Source organism: Brevundimonas sp. ABV4_179 (genome assembly GCF_056311945.1).
Genome location: NZ_CM149976.1, coordinates 2100581 through 2119029, shown reverse-complemented (window position 1 = coordinate 2119029; position 18449 = coordinate 2100581). Strand labels below are relative to the sequence as shown.

At 61.6% G+C, this 18449-nt stretch carries 15 protein-coding genes; 4 read left to right on the top strand and 11 right to left on the bottom strand.

The genetic code is table 11. The features are described 5' to 3' along the window. Window positions 1-211 precede the first annotated feature (211 nt). Complete coding sequence (locus tag ACYX4P_RS10160) at window positions 212-766, top strand: dihydrofolate reductase family protein (RefSeq protein ID WP_165116485.1); 555 nt, start codon at window positions 212-214, stop codon at window positions 764-766. 378 nt (window positions 767-1144) lie between these two features. Here the strand turns inward: ACYX4P_RS10160 and ACYX4P_RS10155 are convergent, their stop codons facing one another. Beyond that, the gene (locus ACYX4P_RS10155) at window positions 1145-2440 is read right to left on the bottom strand and encodes a cation:proton antiporter (protein ID WP_152950505.1); all 1296 of its coding nucleotides are present in this window, start codon (window positions 2438-2440) and stop codon (window positions 1145-1147) included. A 261-nt stretch (window positions 2441-2701) separates the two neighbouring features. On the opposite strand from ACYX4P_RS10155, the gene ACYX4P_RS10150 reads away from it, so the two are divergent. Beyond that, window positions 2702-3100 (top strand): putative quinol monooxygenase, encoded by a 399-nt coding sequence (locus ACYX4P_RS10150; protein WP_165116481.1) that lies wholly within the window; start codon window positions 2702-2704, stop codon window positions 3098-3100. Between the two features lie 812 nt (window positions 3101-3912). Here ACYX4P_RS10150 and ACYX4P_RS10145 read toward each other — a convergent pair. The 4 genes from ACYX4P_RS10145 to ACYX4P_RS10130 are packed head-to-tail and all read right to left on the bottom strand — an operon-like array spanning window position 3913 to window position 9871. Further along, on the bottom strand, window positions 3913-5052 hold the full coding sequence (locus tag ACYX4P_RS10145) for a hybrid sensor histidine kinase/response regulator (protein ID WP_152950506.1): 1140 nt from the start codon (window positions 5050-5052) through the stop codon (window positions 3913-3915). Continuing rightward, window positions 5049-5624 (bottom strand): chemotaxis protein CheB, encoded by a 576-nt coding sequence (locus ACYX4P_RS10140; RefSeq protein ID WP_152950507.1) that lies wholly within the window; start codon window positions 5622-5624, stop codon window positions 5049-5051. Before ACYX4P_RS10140 ends, ACYX4P_RS10145 begins: the two co-directional genes overlap by 4 nt. After that, a complete protein-coding gene (locus ACYX4P_RS10135) occupies window positions 5621-6445 on the bottom strand; it encodes a CheR family methyltransferase (RefSeq protein ID WP_152950508.1) in 825 nt (274 codons plus the stop codon). Before ACYX4P_RS10135 ends, ACYX4P_RS10140 begins: the two co-directional genes overlap by 4 nt. Before the next feature lie 3 nt (window positions 6446-6448). Then, entirely contained in the window at window positions 6449-9871 is a 3423-nt protein-coding gene (locus tag ACYX4P_RS10130) for a response regulator (RefSeq protein ID WP_313015571.1), read from the bottom strand. 208 nt (window positions 9872-10079) lie between these two features. Between ACYX4P_RS10130 and ACYX4P_RS10125 the strand changes: the two genes are divergently transcribed. Next, window positions 10080-11519 (top strand): IS1182 family transposase, encoded by a 1440-nt coding sequence (locus ACYX4P_RS10125; protein ID WP_476069417.1) that lies wholly within the window; start codon window positions 10080-10082, stop codon window positions 11517-11519. A gap of 114 nt (window positions 11520-11633) precedes the next feature. Here ACYX4P_RS10125 and ACYX4P_RS10120 read toward each other — a convergent pair whose 3' ends face one another. The 6 genes from ACYX4P_RS10120 to ACYX4P_RS10095 form a co-directional block, all read right to left on the bottom strand. Beyond that, window positions 11634-12077, bottom strand: coding sequence for a hypothetical protein (locus tag ACYX4P_RS10120; protein ID WP_476069415.1), 444 nt, complete (start codon window positions 12075-12077; stop codon window positions 11634-11636). A 124-nt stretch (window positions 12078-12201) separates the two neighbouring features. After that, window positions 12202-12735 carry a hypothetical protein gene (locus ACYX4P_RS10115; protein ID WP_476069413.1) on the bottom strand — a complete coding sequence of 178 codons (534 nt, stop codon included), beginning with the start codon at window positions 12733-12735 and terminating at the stop codon, window positions 12202-12204. Between the two features lie 241 nt (window positions 12736-12976). Continuing rightward, a protein-coding gene (locus ACYX4P_RS10110; protein ID WP_269218895.1) for an IS3 family transposase occupies window positions 12977-14166 on the bottom strand; the annotation gives its coding sequence in 2 pieces (ribosomal slippage) (window positions 12977-13908 and window positions 13908-14166; 1191 coding nt in all). Between the two features lie 459 nt (window positions 14167-14625). After that, window positions 14626-15858, bottom strand: coding sequence for an MBL fold metallo-hydrolase (locus ACYX4P_RS10105; protein WP_476070256.1), 1233 nt, complete (start codon window positions 15856-15858; stop codon window positions 14626-14628). A gap of 2 nt (window positions 15859-15860) precedes the next feature. Further along, complete coding sequence (locus ACYX4P_RS10100; protein WP_167544818.1) at window positions 15861-16832, bottom strand: hypothetical protein; 972 nt, start codon at window positions 16830-16832, stop codon at window positions 15861-15863. Beyond that, window positions 16829-17383 (bottom strand): hypothetical protein, encoded by a 555-nt coding sequence (locus ACYX4P_RS10095; protein WP_088582796.1) that lies wholly within the window; start codon window positions 17381-17383, stop codon window positions 16829-16831. The genes ACYX4P_RS10100 and ACYX4P_RS10095 overlap by 4 nt, the downstream gene beginning before the upstream one ends. 122 nt (window positions 17384-17505) lie before the next feature. On the opposite strand from ACYX4P_RS10095, the gene ACYX4P_RS10090 reads away from it, so the two are divergent. Continuing rightward, window positions 17506-18447 (top strand): hypothetical protein, encoded by a 942-nt coding sequence (locus ACYX4P_RS10090; protein WP_476069410.1) that lies wholly within the window; start codon window positions 17506-17508, stop codon window positions 18445-18447. Window positions 18448-18449 lie beyond the last annotated feature (2 nt).

The following is an 18449-nucleotide window of genomic DNA, read 5'->3' as shown; positions in this document are numbered from 1 at the left end:
GGTATGAGCGGCCCCTCCCCGCGCCCCATTAGTGCACTTTTCGCAATCCACACTGAGCGACGGCTTTGCGCCAGGAGCGGTCATGCGGACCATGCCGGAAAGACGACATTCCGTGCGTGGATCAGAGGTCCTCTTTCGGGGGCGATGGCTGCTTCGCAAACCAACCCGTTGCGGACGTTGAGCTCGAGCCAAGATCGCATAGGCTAGCCTCATGGGACTTCTGACCTTCAGCATCAACCTCACTCTAGATGGCTGCGTCGACCATCAGGAAGGCATCGCCGACGACGAGACGCACGCCTTTTTTACCCGCTTGATGGACGAGAACGGCGCGATGCTCTGGGGTCGTGTGACCTACGAGATGATGGAGAGATACTGGCCTACCGTCGCTAGTGGCGAGGTGGATGCACCTGCGGCGATCCGCGAGTGGGCGGTCAAGCTGGAAGACAAACCAAAGTATGTGGCGTCAACGACTCGTACGACGTTCCCGTGGACAAACAGCCACCATCTTGGCAGCGACTTACATGCGGCGGTGCAAGCGCTGAAGGACGCTACGCCGGCTGGCGTGCTCCTCGGCAGCGACAAGCTGGCGACGGAACTAGATCGGTTGAATCTGATCGACGAATACAAGCTCGTCGTTCATCCAAGGATCGCAGGGCACGGTCCGACCCTTTATCACGCCGGCTTGTCCGCAACACGCAGACTAGAACTGCTCTCGACCAAGCCTTTCAGTAACGGCGCGGTCGCTATGCATTACCGAGCTCATTGATTGAAAGTTGGGACGATGTCCGCTTCCCACCCGAGGCGGACATCGGCCCAGCCGATTAGGCTAGTGCGATCTGGGGTATTCGCATGTCAAAGTCGCCTGCTGGATCGTTCAACTGACCATGGGCAGTGATGTCCAGCGTGACGGCATGTTCCTCGAACTGTCGGATGGGGTGATCGAACACGCGCCCTTGGCAGAGGTTTTCTACGCTGACGCAAACGGTCAGATGACCTTGGCGACGTTTGATAAAGGAAGCATCCCCCTTGAAGTCGTGAAGTGGCTCATCTCGGAAGCTAAGCGAAGGCTACCGCCAGTCGATGACCGCTAACCACCCGTAGCGGACATTTGAGGTGCCTGATCCAATCGGCCTTGGTCACAAAGTCAGGCTGACGTTCCTCGCCCCGACGTTTCGGCCTGCACCCCATCCGCCTCTGCATCCGGATCGCGGCCTTCGCTGCGGTCAAACCATCGCATCACCGGCGTGACCGTGATCCCGTGCAGCAGGATCGACATCAGGCAGATCAGCCCCACGATGGCCCACAGCCGGTCGTCGCTCTCGAACGGCGCGGCGTTCAGCCCATAGGCCAGATAGTAGAAGGACCCCACGCCCCGGATCCCGAAGAAGGCCAGAATCAGCTTCTCGCGCATCGGCCGCCTCCAGCCGATGAAGCCGATCATCCCGGTCAGAGGCCGCACCACCAGCACGATCGCCAACGCCACCATCGCATCCAGCGGCCGCAGCGGCGCCAGCAGGCCCGACGCCAGCGCCCCGCCGAACAGCACCAGCACCACCATCATCGCCATACGCTCGATCTGCTCGATGAAGTCGTGCATCTCGACTTGGAAATCGTGGTCCCGGTCGGCGTGCCGGAACGCCAGCGCCGTGATGAACACCGCCAGAAAGCCGTAGCAGTGCAGCATCTCCGTCACCGAGTATGAGATGAAGGTCGCCGCCAGGGCGATGAACCCGTCGCGCGTCGCGGCCAGTCGCGTGCTGACCGGAATGGTGAAGGTCAGCCAGCCGAACAGCCAGCCGATCGCCCAGCCGATGCCCAGCCCGGCGCCGATTTCCCACAGCACGCTGACGGTCAGCCACTCTACGAACCAGTCGTCCTTCTGGCCCGCCGCCACCAGGGCCAGGGCGATGGCCAGGTTCACGAACGGGAACGCCAACCCGTCGTTCAGCCCCGCCTCGGACGTCAGGCCGAACCGCACCTCGTCTTCACGCCCTTCGCCCGGCGCCGCCACCTGGATGTCCGACGCCAGCACAGGATCGGTCGGCGACAGCGTGCCGGCCAGCAGGATCGCCCCCGCCAGGCCCAGCCCCAGGACCGTCCATCCCAGCAGCACGATCGCCACGATCGACAGCATCATGGTGACGCCCAGCAACCGCCAGGTCACGCCCCATCGCCTCGGATTGAAGATCCGGTCGATCTTCAGCCCTGCCCCCATCAGGGCGATGATCACCACGAACTCGGTCAGCCGCTCGGTGATCTCGGGATAGGTCTGCGGCAGCGGATCGAACCCCACCTGCGGCAGGCTGAACAGCGCGGCCCCAAGCCCGACGCAGACGATCGGCAGCGAAAGCGGCGCGCGCCGGAACACCAGCGGCAGCCACGCCACCAGCGCGACCAGCGCCCCCACCACAAACAGCATGAGGATATAGGGATCGGGCATGGCTCTCCGGAGGATCGACAAGGCGTCGTTCCCTTAATGCGGCAACGCCCGTCCGGTTACCGGTCGTTTCTAGAGGCTATGGTTCCACGCCCCGTTGTTTCGATGAGGAACGTCCACTAATCACCCCGATTTGGCGTCAAGGGCGACTGCTTTCCGGCCTAACGGCCAACATCCGCGTTCGGCGCCAAAGCCCAGGACCGAAATCGACCCGTTGCGGAACTATCCGCTTGTCTCGATCTATCGGCCAGCTAACGTATTGCGATGGAAATCAGCCGCAGAATCGTCGTTGCTGGCGTCGGCTTGGCCGTCACTTCACCGCTTCGCGCGTCTGCTGCGGACATGGAAAGTTCATCGATGTACGGCTTGATCGGCAAAATGACAGCGCAGCCAGGTCATCGCGACGAGCTGGTCAGAGTCCTCATCGAGGGTGTAAGCGGACTGCCGGGCTGTTTGAGCTACATCGTTGCTTTGGACCCGCTAGAGCCGGAGGTGATTTGGATCACAGAGGCATGGCAAAGTAAGGAAGCGCACGGCGCGTCACTCACGCTTCCGGCGGTCCGCGATGCGATCTCGAGAGGGCGACCGATGATCGCGGGAATGTCGAGGGTGGCCGAGACGGCGCCCGCAGGAGGGTACGGCCTCTCGGCGCCCGCCCACTAACATCCGCTTCCCACCCAAAGCTGACATCGCCGGGCCTGCTTCAGGGCCCGGCTTAGGGTCACAAGTCGATTTGCTCTGACATCTCCCAGGCGTCATCCACCTCGATACCGAGATATCTGACTATGCTCTCCAATCTCCTGTGGCCGATCAGGAGCTGGCATGCGCGAAGATAGCCTGTCATTCTTGTGAATGAGCGAGACCTTAGTGCGTCTAAGGCTGTGAGCGCCGTACCCTTAGGGCTCTAGGTCAATCAACGGCGCCATCGGTCTATCAGCCCAGCATACGGCCTGGCGCCGATGTGCTGGCCGCACCGGCTCCGGCTTGGGAACGGCCAGTCGTCTTCAGGCTGGCGCCGCACACTCAGGCGAGCAGCGATCGCATCACGCGCAGGCTCGGTGATCTCAACGGGCACAGGTCTCCCGGTCTTCTGTTGGATGACGACCGACCGCTGACGGAGAACACCGCCTCTCGCCTCATCGCTCACGCGAAGTCGGACCAGGTCGCAGGCGCGTAGTTTCGAATCCAACGCGCAGTTGAACATGGCGAGGTCGCGAAATCTCCTAGCCACACTCAACTGTTGTCGGATGGACCAGATGAGCGTGGGCTTAAGCGGCGCCTTGGGGCCGATTAGACGGCCGGCGTTCCCTGAGGGCTTCGGTTGTAGGAACAGGTCAGACTGTCGCATGCCCCCTCCTCTGAGGTCGCCTCCCTGTCGCGACGCCTGCTTCCGGATAATGAACTTCTGTGCGCCAGTCCCAGACATCCACTGCCGCATTGTTTGGCAATAGCCGCGCCTACTCCGACGGTCGATGCTATGCTGAACGCGGCAACCGTATGGTGAAACAGCTGCCGGCGCCCGGACCGTCGCTTTCCACGCGGATGTCGCCCTTATGCAGATCGACCAGTTGGCGGACCAGGGCCAGACCGATGCCAAGGCCTTCGCTGGATCGATCGTCGGGCCCCTTCAACTGCGTGTACAGCTCAAAGACCCGAGCTTGCATATCCTTGGAAATGCCGACGCCAGTGTCGGAGACGGCGACTTCGACGTAGTCGGGCCCGGCGTTCGCCCGGAGCTGGATCGTCCCGCCCGACGGGGTGTATTTGGCTGCGTTGGTCAGCAGATTGCTGACGATCTGCGATAGGCGGGTGAAGTCGGCTGTGACCCATACGGTTTCCGTCGGTAGGTCAAACGTGAAGGCATGCCCACCCGCGTCGATCCTGGGACGGCTTGTATCGATCGCGGAGTCCAGCACGGTCTTTAACTGCACCCGTTCGAGGCGCAGGGCGATCTTGCCCTGATCGATCCTCGAAACGTCAAGCAGATCCTCGACAAGCCGCGAGAGGTGGAACAGTTGGGTCGCCATCCGCTCCCGGATGACGGCGGCTTGATCTGGCTCGCCGGCGCGATCGAGCAACTTCAGCCCTGCGTTCAGGGCCATGATGGGATTGCGTAGCTCATGACCTAAGACCGCCAGGAACTCGTTCTTGCGTTGATCTGCGGCGCTCAAGGCCGTCGCATGCACGTCCAATTCGTCTCGTTGCAGGCGTATCCGCTCACGCTGCTGATAGAGTTCAATGAAGATCTCCGTCTTCATTCGCAGGATATCAGGCTCGATCGGCTTCTGTATAAAATCGACAGCGCCGGCCTCATAGCCGCGAAACCGGCGCTGCTGTTCTGCGCTGCCCGCCGTGACGAAGATGATGGGGACATGACGGACCCGGGCGTTGCCGCGCATGAATTCGGCCAGTTGGAAGCCGTCCATGCCAGGCATCTGCACGTCTAGGAGGGCGAGAGCGACGTCTTCGGCAAGGAGCAGCTCAAGCGCCTGATCTCCGGACTTCGCCTTGAGCAGGTGGAGACCTTCGCGCTGGAGCAAAGCCTCAAGCGCGAGGAGGTTTTCCTCGAGATCATCGACAAGAAGAACCTTTATCGGGGCGTCGAGGGTCGTCATGCGGATTCGAGTTCCACCAGATAGTTTGCGATGTCCGCCAGACTCATGGCCGTTGCGCCCGCGCAGGCCGCGAGAGCGGCTTCTGGCATCGCTGACGCATAGGCCTCTGACGGGCATTCGACGAAGGCCTCGCCACCCCTTTCCATAACGGCTCTCAGTCCGGCGGCCCCGTCGTTGTTGGCGCCCGTCAGCACGACGCCGATCAGGCCGGCTCCATAGGCGTCGGCGGCGCTTTCGAAGAGAACGTCAATCGATGGGCGAGAATAGTTGACCGGCTCATCCGAGGACAAGGCCAGCCCGCCATCTCGCTCGACCAGAAGGTGATAGTCGGGGGGCGCAAAATAGACGGTTCCCGGAAGGACCCTTTCCTTGTCCTCGGCTTCAAGCACCGCAAGGGCGCAGCTCGCTTGAAGCAGCGGCACGAGACCATTGCCTCGATCCGGGGGGACATGGACCGCGATCAGAATGGGCAAGGGATAGTCCGCTGGGAGGATGGGAAGGATGGCTAAAAGCGCCTGCACGGCGCCGGCGGAAGCGCCGATCACCACCGCGCGTTGTGATGGGACACTCATGCGCCTAGCCTTCGGTAGAGCTTTTCCTGGGGGACGAACTCAGAAAATTCGCCGGCGTGGGCCGAAAACCTCAAACTTTCCTTGGAGCCGAGGCCGAGGAAGCCTCCGCGTGGTAGGGAGTCCTTGAACAGGCCAATGGCGCGATCCTGCAGGGCGCGATCAAAATAGATCATGACATTGCGGCAGGAGATCAGTTGCATCTCGGCGAACGCCGCGTCCGTGACGAGGCTGTGATCGGAGAAGACGACCCGGGCGCTGAGGCTACGGTCGAAGACGGCCCGCCCGTAGTCGGCCGTATAGTAGTCGGACAGGGACGAACGTCCGCCCGACTTCTGGTGGTTCTCGGTGAATTTGCGCAGCCGATCGAGGGCGTAGACCCCGGCTTCTGCTGCGCGGAGCGCATCGGGATTGATGTCGGTGGCATAGAAGAGGGTGCGATCATACAGCCCTTCCTCCCGGAACAGGATGGCTAGGGAGTAGACTTCCTCGCCAGTGCTGCACCCCGCAATCCAAACCTTGAGCGACGGATAGGTGCGCAAATGGGGAAGCACCGTCTCGCGCAAGGCTTTGAAATAGGTCGGGTCGCGGAACATTTCGCTGACCTGCACCGTCAGATAGCCCAGCAGCCGAGGCAGCATCGTCGGGTCGTGCAGTACAGCGTCCTGCAGCGCGGTCAGCGTCGGATAGCCCATCTGGTCGCGGGCCTGCACTAGCCTCCGCTTGATCGACGCACGGGCATAGTGACGGAAGTCGAAATGATAGCGCTGGAACAGCGCCTCCAGCAGCAGTTGGATTTCGAGGTCTTCGAGAGCGTCGGCCATGGATCAGCGCGGCATCCACACGCGGACCAGAGAGAGCAACTTATCGACATCCAGGGGCTTGGCCATGTAGTCGTTGGCCCCTGCTGCGAGACAGCGTTCCTGGTCGTCCGGCATGGCTTTGGCGGTCAGCATCAGGATCGGCAGGCCGCCCCAGCGTCCATCGCTCCGGATGCGCTGTGTCGCGGTGAGCCCGTCCATGACCGGCATCATCACATCCATCAGAACGAGGTCTATGGCGGGTGCAGAGGCGGCGGACGCATCGAGCGCGTCGAGCGCTTCCTGCCCGTTGCGCGCGATCTGCACGACGGCGCCGCGAGGTTCGAGCACGCTGGTGAGGGAATAGATGTTTCGGACATCATCCTCGACGACGAGGATGCGCCGGCCTTCCAGCACGGCATCTCGATTTCGCGCCTTCTGGATCATGCGCTGCTGTTCGGGCGGCATGTCGGCGACCACCTGGTGGAGGAACAGCGAGACCTCATCCAGCAGGCGTTCCGGCGACTTGGCGCCCTTGATGATGATTGAGCTGGAGTAGCGGCGCAGTTGTTGCTCGTGGTCCGCCGTCAGATCCTGGCCGGTATAGACGATCACCGGCGGATAGGCCTGCTGACCGTCCAGACTGAGCGTCTCCAGCAGCGAGAAGCCGGAGGCGTCGGGCAGGGACAGGTCCACAACCATGCAGTCGAAGGTCTGCTGTTCGAGGGTTTGAAGGCATTCCGCCGCCGTGCCCACCCCGACCGTCTCGACCCCGCCGCTCGACAGAAGGGCTCTCATGGCCTCGCGCTGGACGGCGTCATCCTCCACGATCAGGACTCGTCGAACGGTCCGGGTGAGGTCCTCCTCCAGGGCCCGAAGGACATCCGCCAGCGCCTCACGTTTGACCGGCTTGGTGAGATACCCCATCGCGCCAAGCGCGCGCGCGGTCGTGGCATGGTCTCCAGCGGACACCACATGGATCGGTATATGGCGGGTCTGGTCGTCGCGCTTCAGCGTGTCCAGGACCGTCAGACCGGACTGGTCAGGAAGGCCGACGTCAAGGACGATGGCGCTCGGCCGGTACTGTTTGGCCAGCTTGATCGCGTCCTCGCCATTACTGGCCACAAGACACTGGAACGCCATTTCGCGCGACAGGTCCCGGACGATGGCGGCGAAACGATCGTCGTCTTCAACGACCAGCAACGTGCGCCGGTTCACGGCCAGCGCGTCCCGATCATCCTCAATCGCGCGGGGCAGGACAGCGGGCGACGATTTCGGGGCGGCCTGCGTGACTGAGGACGCCGCGGGTTGCGGAGCAAAGGGCGCGCGCGACGCAACCTGAGCGGCGTCGTAGGCGAGGGGCGCGCTGAGGGTGAAGGTGCTGCCTTTGCCGGGCTTGCTTTCCAGAGTGATCGCGCCTCCGAGCAACCGAGCCAGTTCCCTGGAGATCGAAAGTCCGAGCCCCGTCCCGCCGTACTTGCGGCTGATCGTGCCGTCGGCCTGCTGGAAGGCTTCGAAGATGCTGTTCTGCTGTTCGCGCGAAATACCGATTCCGGTGTCTTTCACCGAAAAAACCAAGCCCCGGTCGCCGGGCGCGATCCTCAGCTTTACGCTCCCCTTCTCTGTGAACTTGAAGGCGTTCGAAAGCAGGTTCTTAAGGATCTGTTCCAGACGTTGACGGTCCGTCTCAACCAGATCGGGCGTCCCCTTGGCGACGTCGATCGTGAAGTTCAGCCCCCGCTGGTCTGCAATCGGATCGAACAGCTGGCGCAAGTCGCCGGCCAGTCTCTGGACCGAAACAGCTTCGGGACGGATCTGGACGTGCCCGGCCTCGATCTTGGAGAGGTCGAGAATGTCGTTGATCAACGTCAACAGATCGTCGCCCGAGGACTGAATGGTCCGGGCGTAGCGAACCTGCTCTTCGGACAGGTTTCCGTCGCTGTTGTCGCCGAGAAGCTTCGACAGGATCAGCAGGGAGTTAAGAGGCGTCCGGAGTTCGTGGGACATGTTGGCGAGGAAGTCGGACTTGTACTGGCTGGCCGCTTCGAGCTCCCGGGCCTTGAGGGCCAGATCGGCGCCGGTCCGTTCCAGGTCGTCGCGCTGTCCCTCCAGAACCTGTGCTTGCTCTTCCAGCTCGCTGTTGGTCTGTTCAAGCTCCACCTGCTGCTGCTCCAGCCGCACCTGGGATTCCTTGAGCGCGCGCCCCTGCTCCTCCAACTCCTCGTTGGAAACCCGAAGCTCTTCGCTCTGCACCTGTAGTTCCTCGGACTGGCGCTGGGTCTCTTCGAGGGCGTTCTGAAGATCCAGACGATAGCGCGCCGACCTGAGGGCGACGCCTATCGCAGCCGCACTTTCGTCCAGCAGCCGAAGGACCTGCGGTCCCGGGGCATGGATAAAGCCCAACTCGATCACGGCGTTGATGACGCCATCAGCGTTCGCAGGGGCGATGACGAGATGACGCGGGTCATCCCGTCCCAGCGCGGATCCAATAGTCAGATAGCCTTGAGGGACATCCGTCAGCAGCACTGACGCCCCATCAGCGGCGACCTGGCCCAGAAGGCCCTCCTTAAGTCGGAACTCCATAGGCACGGGCGCGTCTGATGGAACGCCCAGGGTGGCGGCGCGGCGGAAAACGCCGCCTTCGCCCTTGAAGATCGCTGCGGCTTGAAAGTCGACATATCGAGCCAGGAAGCCCAAGATGCTGTCGGCCAGCGCCTCGATGGTCTTGTCGCCGCTCATTGCTTCGGCGAGCCCGACCTGTCCGGCCTGAAGCCACTCCCGCCGGGCGCGTTCCCGCGTGCTGTTGCGGATGAGCAGGAACACTCCGACGGTGAGGGCGGCGCCGAGCAGGGCGGACAGGATTCCGGTCAGCAGGGCGGTCCGGTAAGCGACCTCCATCTCAGACAGCCACTGTCGCCGCTGCTGCGCGACGTCGGCGCGCATGATGGCCAAGCGTTCCCGGATCGCATTCATCGCCGTCCTGCCGCGGTCGGTTTCGATCATCGCGACGGCCGCCGCGAGGCCGCCCGTACGCCGCGCTTCGATTCCCCGGGTCAACTGCTCCATCTTGACGCCGACATGGCGCTTGACCTCTTTGAGGTTGGCCTGCTGCGCTGGGTCGCGCGAGGTCACTTCGGTGAGGATCGCAAGGTCACGGTCCATTGCGGCCACGGCGTCTTCGTAGGGCTCAAGATAACGGTCTTGGCCCGTGAGAAGGTAACCGCGCTGTCCCGTTTCAGCGTCCTGCACGGTCGACAGGACCTGGTCTATGGCCACCAGTGTCGTATGGGTTCCAACCACCTTCTGACTATTGGCGCGCAGGCCCTGGACGTTGAGGTAGGCGACGACGCCGCTAATCAGGAAGAAGGCGAGAACGAGCACGACGCCCACTCCGACCCAAATTTCGACCTTCGATCGAATGCGTCCAACGCCATGCTGCGTCTGAGCCAAGCTCGCTCTCCAACCCGAAAAGTTCATTCCGCCCGTCCATAGCTGCAAGCCACACCTTGGCAAACAGTGCTGAGGACGCCACCGCTGTTTTCATAATTTCCCTGACCGAAAGCCGACGTCCCCAACCGCCGCTTTGAGTCGAGGCTGTGTAAAAACGTCTCCAGCTCGAGCGAATTAGGTTAGCCTCCTGGGTCAGCAGGAGGTGGGTATGAACCGCTTCGTTCAGGGTGCCGATCGCCGGCAGCAGACGCTGCTTCCCGAGTGTCTCGACGACTATGTGGCCGAGGATAATGCGGTCCGGGTTGTCGATGTCTTTGTCGACGAACTGGATCTGAAGGGTCTGGGCTTTGAGGGTATGACGCCGGCGGCGACGGGCCGACCGGCCTATCACCCGGCCATGCTGCTGAAGCTCTACGTCTACGGCTATCTGAACAAAGTGCAGTCGAGCCGCCGTCTGGAGCGTGAGGCGCAGCGTAACGTCGAGCTGATGTGGCTGACGGGGAGGCTGGCGCCCGATCACAAGACCATCGCCGACTTCCGCCGCGAGAATGGCTCGGCGATCCAAGCGGCGTGCGCCCAGTTCGTGGTGCTGTGCCGACAGTTGGGCCTGTTCGGATCGGCGCTGGTTGCCATCGACGGCTCGAAGTTCAAGGCGGTGAACACCCGCGACAGGAACTTCACCGCCTACAAGGTGAAGCGCCGGATCGAGCAGGTCGCCGAGCACATCGCCAGCTACCTCGACGACCTGGATACGGCCGATCGGCACGAGGGGGATGGCGTGGAGGCACGGTCGGTGAGGCTGGTCGAGAAGATCGATCGCCTTCGCGCCCAGATGGCGATGTTGAAGGTCATGGAAGCTGAGGTCGAAGCGTCACCTGACGGCCAGGTGTCCTTGACCGATCCCGATGCGCGCGCCATGGCGACGTCGGGTCGGGGCAGCGGGATCGTCGGCTACAACGTCCAGTCCGCCGTCGAAGGCGAGCATCACCTGATCGTTGCCCATGAGGTGGTGATGACCGGCTCGGACAAGCAACAGCTGGCGAACATGGCCGGTCAAGCCAAGGACGCCATGGGCGTGGATAGGCTCGATGTGCTGGCGGACCGGGGCTACTTCTCCGGCGAGGAGATCCTGGCCTGTGAGGCCCTGGGCGCGACGCCCTTCGTGCCAAAGACGCTGACGTCAGGCGCCAAAGCGAATGGCCGCTTCGGCAAGCAGGACTTCGTCTACTTACCTGATCAAGACGTCTACCGTTGCCCGGCCGGCTCCCTGCTTCCGTACCACATGACCGTCGTCGAAAGAGGCATGACGCTGCATCGGTACTGGGATCGGGCCAGTTGCACAGGCTGTAGCATCAAGGCTCAGTGCACGCCTGCGGTCGAGCGCAAGGTCACCCGCTGGGAGCATGAGGCGGTGATCGATGCCCTTCAAACCCGAATGGACCTGAGGCCCAGAGCCATGCGTGAACGGCGAAGCCTGGTCGAACACCCGTTCGGCACCATTAAGGCCTGGATGGGCCACTCCCACTTCCTGATGAAGCGGTTGCCCAACGTGAAAACCGAGATCAGCCTCCACATCCTGGCCTACAACATGAAGCGGGTGATGGCGGTGCTCGGAACCAAGCCGCTGATGGAGGCGATCAGGGCCTGAGACGGAGGCGCTCCGCACCTTGTCGCCACCTTCCGCCCCGCCGTGGGGCCGCACGTTTTTACACGGCCTCAGTCAGAAGCGGACGCCCCTCCCCTGCCCTTCAGTGGATTTCTCTTACCGCTTCTTCTTTTTCTGCTTTTTTCGCTCGGCGGGCCAGCGATCTCGTTTTTTCCAGTTTTCGCGTTTTGGTGAGAACTCGGCCAATCGAGCTCGTCGATAAATTCGCTTCTCAAAAGCTGTATCAGCGATCTGGCGCAGCTCTTCTGCTGTGTCTGCATATTCAGTGCGCACTGGTTTCGTTTTGTCGGCATCCAGCCAGGCTTTCAGTCGAAATCGACCGCTATGTCCGTTTTCGTCCAGCCAGTCAGCGATCTTCCCGTTCCGCCAGCCTTTCGCTCTGAGTTTTTCCACGAGAGGGAGAACTTCTGGCTTTTTCGCGATACGTGATGCGAGATTGATCTCGCCATTCGTCCTGGTGCGCACAATCGGCACCTTCGATTTGACAGCGTCAGCTACGCTAAAACCGAAGCGAACAGTGGTCGGGCCATTCTTACTCATGCAGAATCTTAGCAGTCGAACGTGGTTCGATGCGAGCCCAGAGTGCATTTGTCTCAATGTGCACTCAGCGCCGGGCTGGCTCCGTCAGTGAGTTGCGGCACCGGATCGTTGTTCGGCCGGCCACCTACTTCGGAAGGAAACCTAACTCGAAAACCATCGGGCGTAGCTTGGCCGACAGTGCTGCGTATGCGCGTTTGAACGGCTCAAAGTCTGTCAACTCAGCATCGCCGTAGGCGTCGAGGGCACGGCGAATTTGATACCAACCCGCATCAGGACGACCGAGTTTAAGCTCTTCGCGGATCTTGCGAGGGAACTGGATGGCGTGAAAGCGCCGCCACAGTTTGAGTCCTTCATCAAGAACAGCCTGCGCCTCAGCCGAGAGGGGTGTATTCTGCAGTCGCCGGACCATGAAATCGGACTCAAAACGACCCGCAACCCCGACTTGTGCCTCGGTGAAGGGGATGAAGTGATTTGTCAGCGACCAGTCCTGATCGTTCCAGTGAAGGCCGTCGGCCCCGGCAGTCAAGTTGCCGCCGTTGAACAACATCCAAACGAGACAGTCGGATTTGAACTCATCGGACAGCGGCTGAGTGGGTTGTAGGAACTGGTCTCGGTCGTTGAGCCATGTCGGTTTGATGAGGCGGCGGACCGCAAACACAACAGCTGCCGAGGCCAGATTGTCAGGCGAAACAAATACTCCGCCACCATTTCTGCCAGTATAGATTGACGAAGTCAGGCACGTACCCGTAGTCGCATTCTGTAGGTCATTATTACTCGCGAATAGGTGTCCCAGAGCGCCTTCAAATGAGCGCTTCTTTCGCGGATTTTTTGATGGAGTAAGCGCGTTGGACAGCGGTAGCGCTAGTTCGCCACGTGCCTTGTGACGTGACCCCCGTTTCTCATCCAGCCATAACGAGAGTCCTTTGCTGATCTGAACTGGGGTTGGTGGGGTTGGCAAGAGGCCGGTCAGCGCAGCCTTCAACCAGCGCAGCGGACCGGCCGATCTGTCCGTTGAGCGCATCTGCGTAAGCCTGCGGCGTCAGCCATCCCAGCTTCGAGTGCGGCCGGGTTTCGTTGTAGTCGCGCCGCCAGGTTTCGAGCACGGCACGGGCGTGCGGCAGGGACCGGAACAGCGTCTCGTTCAGCAGTTCGTCGCGCAGGCGGCCATTGAAGCTCTCGTTGAAGCCGTTCTGCTGGGGCTTGCCCGGCGCGATGTAATGCCAGCCCACGCCGGTGCCGTCGGCCCAGGCCAGGATGGCGTTGGACGTATATTCCGTGCCGTTGTCGCTGATGATCGTCTCGGGGCGCCCGCGTCGCAGGATGATGGCGTCCAGTTCGCGCGCCACCCGCCGGCCCGACAGCGAGGTGTCGGCGACGAGTCCGAGGCACTCACGTGTGCAGTTGTCGATCACCGTCAGGATGCGGAAGCGCCGCCCGTCGGTCATCTGATCGGACACGAAGTCCAGCGACCAGCGCTGGTTCGCGACCAGAGGAATCTCCAGCGGCCGCCTTGTGCCCATCGCGCGTTTGCGCCCGCCGCGCCGACGCACCGTCAGCTTTTCCTCGCGGTAGATCCGCTGGACCCGCTTCTTGTTGACCGCATGGCCCTCGCGCCGGAGCATCACGTGCAGACGACGATAGCCGAACCGCCGACGCTCCTGGGCCAGGGCCTTCAGCCGATCGCGCAGGGTGCCATCGTCCGGTCGTGTCGCCTGATAGCGCACGCTCGTCCGATCAATGCCCAGCACCCGGCAGGCCCGCCGTTCGCTCATCTCGTAGGCCGACTGCAGGTGCGCCGCCGCCTCTCGATGCGCAGCGGGCGTCACCACTTTTTTCCCAGCAGATCCTTCAGCGCGACGTTGTCCAGCATCGAGTCCGCCAGCATCCGTTTCAGCTTGGCGTTCTCGTCTTCCAGCGCTTTCAGACGACGGGCCTCCGACACGTCCATGCCGCCATACTTGGCCTTCCACTTGTAGAAGGTCGGCGAGCTCAGCCCGTGCTTCCTGCACAGGTCCGCCACCGGGACACCGGCCTCCTGCTCGCGCAAGATTCCGATGATCTGCTCTTCCGTGAACCGTGATCGCTTCATTCTGTCCGTCCTTTCGAGGGGCGGACTCTAGCTATTCCTGGAGGAGTTTCAGGGGGTCACGTCATCGGGATTCCCCTGCTCGTCAGCTAGCGCATCCGCCAAACTCCAACCCGCCTCTATCCCGACCACCCAGTGACGGCTGCTCAGGCGTGCCAGGGTCGCCCCCTTCACAGGTCTCGAGGAAACGCGCTTCATCCTCGACTCTAAGCCGAAAATCTAGGGCGGCAGCTGATATCCTGTTCAACGTCTTCTCCTGACTAAGCCTCGACAACTGCGCATAGAGATACGTCAGTAGCGGTCACCCATCGGCTTGCTCATGATCTGTTCCGAGGTCGATCTGCTCGCTGTCGGAAGGTGGCGTTATGCCAACCCTGGCCGTCCCAGTTGGGCTGACAGGCTCGGACGGATTTCCGTCTTCAGTGCGATTTTCCGAATGTACACTGAGGCCTGTTCTGCAGCTCACAGAACCAACGGTTGCCCGTCGACGAGACGCGTAATCGGCGGAAACCCCTCTCGGTCGAGATCCCACGCCACCCCGTGTATCGGCACCATCGTCTTTGGTTTCATCGCGTTGGCGAACGCTCGAAGATCTGACGGCGACGCATGCCCGCTGGTGTGCAGATGTTTTGCCCTGGCACGGCCCTCGCCGAACCAGTTCTGCAGTCGTTGGCCATCCTCGTTTTTGAGATAGCCGCTCCACATCGCGTAGCTCCACGCGTCGTCTGCGGTCGGCGTGACCCCAGCCGGCGAGTAGTCCTTGATCAGAGACGGCCGCACCATGATCACCCACCTCTCAGGTGAGTTCACGAGCGCCTTGGCCGAGATGCCGTTCGCCGCCATGCGCGTCACGAACGCCTCGTCGCCCTTGCGCTTGTACATCCGCGAAAACGCGCTGGTGATGACCACCTTAATCGACGACCAGTCTGGTTGAGGTATGCGACCGTGCTCCGCCAACACGTCGAGCACCTCTGCCGTATAGAGGTCGATCACAAGCGTGCGCTTGGTTTTCAGACACGCGCGATAGAGCGTGACGGTACGGTCGATGTTTTGCGCAGACCACGCCACAAACACCCGCCCCTTAGTCGCCCGAAACAGCTCGACATAGTCCGCCTCAAGGTCGGTCTCTGTCATGCAAGGTTTGTCGCTGCCGAGGTTGGTCCCCTCCATCAGCAGCACGTCGATATCGGCCGGCGGCGACGCCATCATGCGCTCGACGAGCTTCGACTTGCGCCCGTGTGTCCTGAAGTCGCCCGAGTAGAGAATACGCCGACCTTCCACTTCGATGAGCAGCATGTGCGCATCGAACGCCGAGTGGTCCGTCAGGTAAGGTGTGACCGTGAACGGTCCGATCTGGTTCGCCTTGCCCACGTCCCACGGCCGGAATTCCCGCTGCATCGGTTGACCGAAAATGATCGCGGTCAGCTGTATGAGTCGCTCGGTCGCCTTGCCGCTGTAGATCGGCCAGTGCGCCGGTATTTCCTCGAGAAGGCCGTAGTGGTCTTGGTGAGGGTGTGAGATCAGCATTCCGTCGAGAGGTCGGTCTCGATCGAGCGTAGTTGGCAGCAAACCTACCGCATCATTCGGCGCATCAAGAGGTCGGCCGACGTCGAGTAGGATCCTGCCGGCGTCGCTAGAAAGCTCGATGCAGTTCCCGCCGATCTGATCGGTCGCGCGATGGACGGTGAGATTCACCGTCAAACGACGACCCCAAGATTCATGGCCTCGCCCGGTCGGACTTCGACAAACTTGACGGCGCCGTTCAACGCGGGCCGATGTAGATCTTCCCAGTTCCCTTCGCCGCGATCACCGGGTCTTAGGATGACCAGAACGGCTTGCCTAGCAACGTTGAGGGGCACCGTCGTCGCCGCTCGACGAATCGTGTCCGACAGCGTGATTTCCGCGCCGACACTTCGCGCCATGCCAGCCAGCTCCAGGAGACTTATCGCTGTCTGTGAGTACGCGTTGGCAATGGCATCGCGGTTTGTCGGGTCGGTGAGATAGTTCTCGTATTTCTTGAGCTGATTGACGACCTCAGGCTCTGCTTTCGAGGAGCGAACTCGACCGTCGTCGATGCGCTTCACCTCGCCGAAGATAACCGTCAGCGTCCCCTCGACCTCCTCGACCGCGACGACATCCATGCGTGGCGCGGTTCTTCGCGAGCCCCAAGCGGGAAGACCCATCTCCAGATCGATCACGCCGTCGTTCGCAGGGTTGTCGAGCAGCTGATCGATGAGCGGTTTTTCACCGCCGACCTTGGCGTAGTGCCGGTTCACGACGTCAATCCAAGCCTTCACCGTCGCAAGCCCTTCGTAGGCGCGCGATGTCAGGCCTTTGCAACTGATCCCGCGGTCGTCGAGGCGGGCATAGACCTGGCCGACCACCCCGCGCTCATCGTCGTTGCAGATGTATTTGGCGTGGACCGAAAGCGTCGGCCGATGCGATCCGTCGAAGCTGACTTTAGCCACCGATTGGCCGTGTCGATAGAAGTTAAGGTAGCCGTGCCGGACCGCCAAGCGCAGCCCGTATTCCCCGCTACTCACTCCACTCGGTTTCCAAAGCGACAGCAGGTCACGCCACCAATGATCGCTTACGACCGCAGCAACTGCGAGGGCGTTCATTTGCTTCGAGGTGAGTCCCCGGCAGAAGAGTTTGTCAGTCGTCGTCATTCGGATCCCGGCGTCGGAAGGTCTGCATTAAATCGCGCGTCGCCAACCACGCGACAGCTTGTTTTGTCGATGACGAAGCGCTGCCGAACGGCGAGCAGCGTTGCGTCATCGGCCGCCAGAGTTTCAGCGATTGTGACGAGCCACATCCGGTCCCAAGGCGCGTAAACGACATGCCCTCGCGGCCAGTCGCTGCTCTCTCTTCCCTCCACTGAGAGGCGCTGATGCGGAGTAAGGTGTTGGTCGTTCTCGCCGAGACCTGACCAGCACCGCTCGAAGGTCAATGAGTGATGCAAATCGATAAACGTGTCGTCTTCGATTTCCGCATCCTGAAACCTACGTCGGTAGCTAGCAAGCTCAGGATTGCCATTCCTCGGCTCGACGACCCAGAACCGGCCGACGAAGTGCTTGGCTGACCTAAAATGCTCGTCGTCGTCACTGATCGCAACCTGACCGCTCGCTACCTGCTGCATCACATAGTGGTCGTTTGGATCGTGCCGCCTGGCGGCGTCCTCGACGAAGTCCGCCAGATGCTCGTTTTCGTTGTGATCCATCGCTACTCCCCCAGCTCATTCAACCGTATTGATTCACTTGAGCAAGCGAGAAGTTTCTAATGATCAACCAAGTGGTGTGACCTACGACCGATTGTGACGTACCTCGCGCGCAGTATCCCGACATGATGGAGCGCAGTCTGTTGTCGGCGATCGCAGGTCCCTGCGAGGGTTGGGCGGTCGCATTCTTCGGTGGTCGTGCCGAAGCTGAGCTCGCGTTGATCTCAGCTGAGCGACGAAAACTTTGGTGCGCAATCTGGGCCCAAATGTCTGCGCGTGCTGAGCGCGTGGATTGTCCGACCGACGTCGATCTTTGGCGCGAACGGTTCAGAGCATCCTCGTTAAGATCGCTGATCGCGCTGTCGGGATTCAAGCAGGCGGCAGGTTTCGAGCGCGCTCTGAAGCGACTGGGCTGGAAGGCTCTGAAGTGCACGAGCTCATACCTCAAGCTCGCGGACGTGTTGGAGGCTGGTCGCGGACCAGCGAAGGTCCTTCGACATCTCGACGCGATCGACGAGCGCGTGATCGATTTGCTCGCCGCAATACCTGACCACGCCTGCTCGCCCAAGAAGGTGCAACGCCTCAAAAGCAATCGGCGCGTCACCGCGATCTTGCTGCGCAGACAGCAATGGCGCTTGGATCGCTTAGGTCAGTTAGACACCGCTGCAGCTGCTGTTTTCGAGCGTGACTTCGTCGCGTCGGTCATTTCTGAAGCCGACGGCGACACGTACGCTGGCCTGCCATTGCCGTCGCCGCCTTGGCCCGGCAACGAACACCTCACGCCGCTCGATACGGAGGCGAAAATGGAGGTCGCTGGACGCCTGTTCCGAAACTGTCTCGGGAGTCGCGTCAGCCAAGTCAGGATGGGGTTCTCCTACTATTACCAACTCGGCGAGGTTGGCGTGGTTGAGATGGAGCGTGTCTCCAATCTCGGTTGGGAGATCACCGAGGCCGCCGGTCGACGCAATGCAACGCTTGCGCCCGACGCGCTCGTGCTGTTGCAATCCGCGCTAACCAATCTACCGGCCCATATCTCTCCGGTCCTCTCTGACCAGATCGCGAATTAGGT

Coding starts and splice junctions, on each gene's coding strand:
- ACYX4P_RS10160 (WP_165116485.1), top strand. CDS start 212: ATGGGACTTCTGACCTTCAGCATCAACCTCACTCTAGATGGCTGCGTC.
- ACYX4P_RS10155 (WP_152950505.1), bottom strand. CDS start 2,440: ATGCCCGATCCCTATATCCTCATGCTGTTTGTGGTGGGGGCGCTGGTC.
- ACYX4P_RS10150 (WP_165116481.1), top strand. CDS start 2,702: ATGGAAATCAGCCGCAGAATCGTCGTTGCTGGCGTCGGCTTGGCCGTC.
- ACYX4P_RS10145 (WP_152950506.1), bottom strand. CDS start 5,052: ATGACGACCCTCGACGCCCCGATAAAGGTTCTTCTTGTCGATGATCTC.
- ACYX4P_RS10140 (WP_152950507.1), bottom strand. CDS start 5,624: ATGAGTGTCCCATCACAACGCGCGGTGGTGATCGGCGCTTCCGCCGGC.
- ACYX4P_RS10135 (WP_152950508.1), bottom strand. CDS start 6,445: ATGGCCGACGCTCTCGAAGACCTCGAAATCCAACTGCTGCTGGAGGCG.
- ACYX4P_RS10125 (WP_476069417.1), top strand. CDS start 10,080: ATGAACCGCTTCGTTCAGGGTGCCGATCGCCGGCAGCAGACGCTGCTT.
- ACYX4P_RS10120 (WP_476069415.1), bottom strand. CDS start 12,077: ATGAGTAAGAATGGCCCGACCACTGTTCGCTTCGGTTTTAGCGTAGCT.
- ACYX4P_RS10100 (WP_167544818.1), bottom strand. CDS start 16,832: ATGACGACGACTGACAAACTCTTCTGCCGGGGACTCACCTCGAAGCAA.
- ACYX4P_RS10095 (WP_088582796.1), bottom strand. CDS start 17,383: ATGGATCACAACGAAAACGAGCATCTGGCGGACTTCGTCGAGGACGCC.
- ACYX4P_RS10090 (WP_476069410.1), top strand. CDS start 17,506: ATGATGGAGCGCAGTCTGTTGTCGGCGATCGCAGGTCCCTGCGAGGGT.